Here is a 6,311-nt window from a genome sequence, read left to right on the forward strand (position 1 = left end):
GAGGCGGCCGCCGCGGCGACCGCGCACGTCAGCCCCGGAAGCACCACGAGGACGGGGACGCCACCCGGCCGCCGTAGACCCGGGTGGCGGTGCCACAAGGTCAGCACGGCACACACCACCGCGGCGCCGAGGAGGACGATCAGCATCAGGAGCTGGCTGCCGCCGTCCGTCCCGGATTCCGGGAGCCGCAACCCCCTCCCGCCGCCCACCGAGAGCAACTCCGAGCGGGGTGCCGCCACGATCCACACCAGCAGCGCGACGACGGCCGGACCGATGACTCCCGACAGGGTCCCCACGGCGCGAATCGGCGGCGAGCTGAGCATGGGCCGGACTGTACCAACGCTGGCGGTGAGGACCGTCTGTGGTGTAATCGGACGCGGCTCCGCCATGCTCTTCGGTGCGCGCGCTCGCAGAGTCGGGGCGCCTGCACACACCGGACGACCCGTCAGGAAGTACTCGCCAGTGGCCACCAGCACTCCGATCTCGCCTGCTCGCCGCCGGCGCGGGAAGATGGCCTACCGGCACGACATCGACGGGCTCCGCGGGCTGGCCATCGCCCTGGTCGTGGTGTTCCACATCTGGATGGGCCGCGTCTCCGGCGGCGTCGACGTGTTCCTCACCCTCTCCGGCTTCTTCTTCCTCGGATCGCTCCTGCGCGGCGCGGCGAACGGTGGCACCGCGCTCAACCCGATCCCCCATCTCACGCGACTGGTGCGCCGGCTGTACCCGGCACTGGTGGTCACGGTGGCCGCGACCGTGGTGGGGACGATCCTCATCAAGCCCCCTACCCAGTGGTCGGCGATCTTCGAGCAGACCCTCGCCTCGCTGCTCTACTACCAGAACTGGGAACTCGCGCTCACCTCCCAGGACTACGCGGCGGCCGACGCCACCATCTCGCCGCTGCAGCACCTGTGGTCCATGTCGGTGCAGGGGCAGTTCTATCTGGTCGCCCTCGCCGTCGTCCTGGGGCTGACCGCGGTGTGGCGACTCGTCGCGCGGGGCGGCACGCCCAAGTGGATGCTCCTCGGAGTGGTGGCCGCGGGCACCGCGGCCTCGGTGTGGTGGTCCGCCTACGGACAGACCGTCAACCAGCCCTGGAACTACTACGACACCGGCGCCCGGATGTGGGAACTCCTCGTCGGTGGCCTCGTGGCGATCCTGCTGGCCGGGATCGTGCTGCCGTGGCCGTTGCGCATGCTCAGCACCCTCGCCGGGCTGGCGCTCATCGTGAGCTGCGGCTTCGTGATCGACGGCGCCGCCTACTTCCCCGGCCCTCTGGCCTGGTACCCGATCGGCGGCGCCCTGCTGATCATCCTCGGCGGCAATCTCCCCGAGGGTGAGCGCGCGACACCGCGGAGGGACCCGGTCACCTGGCTGCTGTCCGCGCGGGTGTTCCGACGCCTGGGCGACATCTCGTACTCCCTGTACCTGTGGCACTGGCCGCTACTCATCCTTTGGCTCTCCTACGACCGGCAGGCCGAGATCACCCTGGTGTCGGGGCTGGTGATCGTCGCGGTCTCCGTGGTGCTGGCCCTGCTGACCGAGAAGTACGTCGAACGCCCGCTGCGGATGGCCAGCCGAGCTCGCGGCCGGACCACTCCCGCGGCCCAGAAGCGTGACTCGCTGCGCAAGGGGCCCGGCCGTAACGCGCGCGATCAACGGCGCTTCGTCCAGGCCACCGCCCTCGTCGTGGTGGCCGCCGTCGCCAGCCTCGGCACCGTCGGATGGTGGACCGCCACGTCGGCCTCGCGCTCGGCCGTGCCCTATGTCGATTCGCTCACCGACCCGGACCACCCCGGGGCGCGCGCCTTCTTCGACGGCGTCCCGGTCCCCGAGGACGCCGACTACGTCCCCTCCCTGCTGCAAGTGGGCAACGACCTGCCCGTGAGCACCCTGGACGGCTGCATCTCGAACTTCGAGTCCGCCGAGGTGCAGATGTGTGTGTACGGCGACGTCACGGCGCCACGCACCATTGCCTTGGTGGGCGGCTCACACGCCGAGCACTGGATCAGCGGCCTCGACGAGGTCGGGCGCCACTACGGCTTCCGCGTGGTCACGGTGCTCAAGATGGGGTGCCCGCTGACCCTGGACGCCTCGGTGTCCGACAGCGACGAGCTTCTGTACGAGAGCTGCGCCGAGTGGACGCCCGCCGCCCTGGCCGCCCTCGTGGGCCTGGCACCGGACTTCGTGTTCACCACCGCCACCCGGCCGGTAGGGGTCGTGGGCCCGGACGTCACCCCGCGCCAGTACGTGGACCTGTGGCGTGCGCTCGACCAGCAGGGCATCGGCGTGATCGCCGTCCGGGACACCCCGTGGCTCAACCAGGGACGTGGCCCGATCCGAGCCGGGGACTGCCTGGGAGACGGCGGAACACCCGAGGAGTGCGGGATGCCCCGGGAGCGGTCCATCGCCCCGATCAATCCGGCCGGACTCGCCGGGGCCGGGATCGATTCGGTCCGGCTGATCGACCTCACCGACGGCCTGTGCGACGCGGCGAACTGCCCGGTCGTGGTGGGCAACGTGATCGTCTACCACGATTCCCACCACCTCTCGGGGTCGTGGGTCCGGTCCGCGTCAGGCGAACTGGCCAGGCAGATGGGGCCCGCGACCGGCTGGTGGTGACCGCCGGGGGCCCAGCACACCGGCACCTGCCCCGATACGCACTACTGTTGGGCCCTGTGAACAATGACGACGCGCAGCAGTCCGCCCCAGAGCTCATCCGTGCCTGGCCTGGTACCGCCTTCCCCCTCGGTGCCACGTATGACGGAACCGGCACCAACTTCGCCCTGTTCTCCGAGGTGGCCGAGCGCGTCGACCTGTGCCTGATCGACAGGGACGGCGGCGAGAAATGCGTCGAGCTCACCGAGGTCGACGGTCATATCTGGCACTGCTACCTGTTCGGGGTCACCCCGGGCCAGCGCTACGGCTTCCGCGTCCACGGGCCCTACGAGCCCGAGAACGGGCTGCGCTGCGACTCCTCCAAACTGCTGCTCGACCCGTACGGCAAGGCGTTCGACGGCGAATTCGACGGTCACCCGAGCCTGCACAGCTACGACCTCGACGATCCGGACAGGCGCAACACCGAGGACTCCCTCGGCCACACCATGACCACCGTCGTGATCAACCCCTACTTCGACTGGGGGAACGACCGCGCGCCCCGGCACGAGTACCACAACACCGTGATCTACGAGGCCCACGTCAAGGGCATGACCGCCACGCATCCCGACATCCCGGCGGAGATGCGCGGCACCTACGCCGGCATGACCCACCCGGCGATCATCGACTACCTGACCGACCTGGGCGTCACCGCGATCGAGTTGATGCCGGTGCACCAATTCATGCAGGACCAGCGACTGATCGACATGGGACTGCGGAATTACTGGGGGTACAACAGCTTCGGCTTCCTGGCCCCGCACAACGAGTACGCGTTCGCGGAGAAGCCCGGCGACGCGGTGAGCGAGTTCAAGGCGATGGTCAAGGCGTTCCATGACGCCAACATCGAGGTGATCCTGGACGTGGTCTACAACCACACCGCGGAGGGCAACCACATGGGACCCACGATCGGGTTCCGCGGAATCGACAACCAGGCCTACTACCGACTCGTCGAGGGCGACGAACAGCACTACATGGACTACACGGGCACCGGGAACACCCTCAACGTCCGGCACCCCCACTCCCTGCAACTCATCATGGACTCGCTGCGGTACTGGGTCCTGGACATGCACGTCGACGGGTTCCGGTTCGACCTCGCCTCCGCCCTGGCCAGGGGGCTGCACGACGTCGACCGGTTGTCCTCGTTCTTCGATCTGGTCCAGCAGGACCCGGTGGTCAGCCAGGTCAAGCTGATCGCCGAGCCATGGGACGTAGGCGAGGGCGGCTACCAGGTGGGCAACTTCCCGCCGCTGTGGACCGAGTGGAACGGACAGTTCCGCGACACCGTCCGTGACTTCTGGCGTGGAGAGCCCGCCACTCTCGGCGAGTTCGCCTCCCGGCTCACCGGTTCGTCGGACCTGTACGAGAACACCGGACGTCGCCCCACCGCGTCGATCAACTTCGTCACCGCCCACGACGGCTTTACCCTCAACGACCTGGTCAGTTACAACGAGAAGCACAACGACGCCAACGGCGAGGACGGCAACGACGGCGAGAGCCACAACCGCTCCTGGAACTGCGGGGTCGAGGGACCCACGGACGACCCGGAGGTGCTGCGTCTGCGACACCGGCAGCGACGCAACATGCTCACCACCCTGATCCTGTCGCAGGGCACGCCGATGATCGCCCACGGCGACGAGATCGCCCGCACGCAGGACGGGAACAACAACGTCTACTGCCAGGACAACGAGATCGCCTGGATGAGCTGGGAACTCGACGAGGAGAAAGAGGACCTCCTCGAGTTCACCCGCACCCTGGTCCGACTGCGGAAGGACCATCCGGTGTTCCGCCGGCGCCGGTTCTTCGGCACGGTACTCCGTGACGACGAGGACCCCCAGGACATCGCCTGGTTCAGCCCGGACGGTTCGGAGATGACCCACAAGGACTGGGATTCCGGCTTCGGCAAGTCCCTGGCCGTCTATCTCAACGGCGAGGGCATCCACGAACCCGACGAGCGTGGCCAGCGGATCGTCGACGACTCGTTCCTCCTGCTGTTCAACGCCCACCACGAGCCCATCGAGTTCTCTCTGCTCGGCTCCGGGTACGCCGAGAGCTGGGAGGTCGTCCTGGACACCGCCGACCACCTCGATGAGCGCGAGGGCGAACTGGGCTCGGACGACACGATCACCGTGGCCGATCGCGGCACGATCGTGCTGCGCAAGGTCAACTGACCATGGCCGCCGCGGACCTGCCCGGGACCGGGCCGCTGCGCAGGGGGACGGCCCTGGCGAGCACCTACCGCGTCCAACTGCGGACGCCCGCCTCCGATCCGGACGGCCGCGGGTTCCTCCTGGCCGACGTCGAGGATCTGGTCCCCTATCTCGCCGACCTCGGCGTGGGATCGGTATATCTGTCGCCGATCCTGGAGGCCACCCCGGGATCGACCCACGGGTACGACGTGGTGGACCCGACCGCGGTGGCGGCGGAACTCGGTGGGATCGATGCTCTGCGGTCGCTGCGGGCCGCCTGCCGGGAGCACGGCCTGGGGCTGGTGGTGGACATCGTCCCCAACCACCTGGGTGTGGACAGTCCGGCGGCGAACCGCTGGTGGTGGGACGCGTTGCGCCGGGGACCGGAGTCGCCGTACTTCTCCTACTTCGACTTCGACACCGAGCTCGCCAACGGGGCGGACGGCAGGATCGCGATCCCGGTGTTGGGTTCACCGGAGGACGTCGAGCAGCTCGTCGTCGTCACCCCCACCGACACAGTCACCCCCACCGACACAGACACCGACAGCTCCGACACGGACGCTGCCGAGGCCGAGCTGCACTTCTACGACCATCGCTTCCCCGTCGCCCCCGGCACCGGGGGCGGGACCGCGCAGCAAGTGCACGACCGCCAGCACTACCGACTGGTCCACTGGCGGGAGCCGCTCCTGGGCTACCGGCGGTTCTTCACCGTGACCGGGCTGGCCGGGCTGCGCCAGGAGGACCCCGCGGTCTTCGAGGCCACCCACGCCGAGGTGCGCCGCTGGTGCGAGGAGGATCTGGTCGACGGCATCCGGGTCGACCACCCCGACGGCCTCGCCGACCCGGTGCGTTACACGCGGCGTCTCCGCGAGCTGGCCGGAGACGACCGGTGGCTGCTGGTGGAGAAGATCCTCGCTCCCACCGAGGTGCTCGAGCCCGCCATGCCCGTCGACGGGACCACCGGCTACGACGCGCTCCGTCTGATCGACCAGATGCTCGTGGACCAGAGCGGGCAGGCGCGGTTGACCGAGCTGGCCTCCCGGTACTGCGGCGGACCCGGCGACGAGGAGCAGGTCCACGAGCAGTCCGCCGGCCTCAAGCGGCAGATCGTCCTGGAGGACCTCGCCCCCGAACTGGGACGCCTGACCCGCGCGGTGCGGCGTGACGCCGCCCTCGGCCGGGAACCGAGCGGCGTGACGGGTGGTGACGACGACGAGGAGGCCCTGCTCCGCGAGGCGCTGGTCTCGGTGATCGAGCGCACGCCCGCCTACCGCGCCGACTATCCCGTCCTGCGCGGCACCCTGCCGGCGATCCTGGACGACCTGCACCGCGACCGCCCCGAGCTGGCTCCCGTGCTGGGGCTCGTGGCCGGAGCTCTGGCCCGGGGGGCCGAGGCATCGATCCGACTGGCGCAGGTGACCGGCGCGGCCACCGCCAAGGCCGAGGAGGACCGGCTGTTCTACCGGCTCA

At 69.4% G+C, this 6,311-nt stretch carries 3 protein-coding genes and 1 pseudogene; 3 read left to right on the forward strand and 1 reads right to left on the reverse strand.

Annotated features, from left to right (window positions below; all coding sequences use genetic code 11):
* Nucleotides 1-323 (reverse strand): annotated as a pseudogene (locus G6027_RS14640) (hypothetical protein); the annotation flags it as partial.
* Between the two features lie 139 nt (nucleotides 324-462).
* Here G6027_RS14640 and G6027_RS14645 point away from each other — a divergent pair.
* The 3 genes from G6027_RS14645 to G6027_RS19005 form a co-directional block, all read left to right on the forward strand.
* Entirely contained in the window at nucleotides 463-2,622 is a 2,160-nt protein-coding gene (locus G6027_RS14645) for an acyltransferase family protein (RefSeq protein ID WP_182637810.1), read from the forward strand.
* A gap of 56 nt (nucleotides 2,623-2,678) precedes the next feature.
* Nucleotides 2,679-4,823, forward strand: coding sequence for a glycogen debranching protein GlgX (gene glgX, locus G6027_RS14650; RefSeq protein ID WP_182637811.1), 2,145 nt, complete (start codon nucleotides 2,679-2,681; stop codon nucleotides 4,821-4,823).
* 2 nt (nucleotides 4,824-4,825) lie between these two features.
* Nucleotides 4,826-6,311: alpha-amylase family glycosyl hydrolase (locus tag G6027_RS19005; protein WP_241727160.1), on the forward strand; the 1,486-nt coding region annotated here is incomplete at its 3' end.

This window comes from Dietzia sp. SLG310A2-38A2, from assembly GCF_014145095.1.
Classification (GTDB): Bacteria; Actinomycetota; Actinomycetes; order Mycobacteriales; family Mycobacteriaceae; genus Dietzia.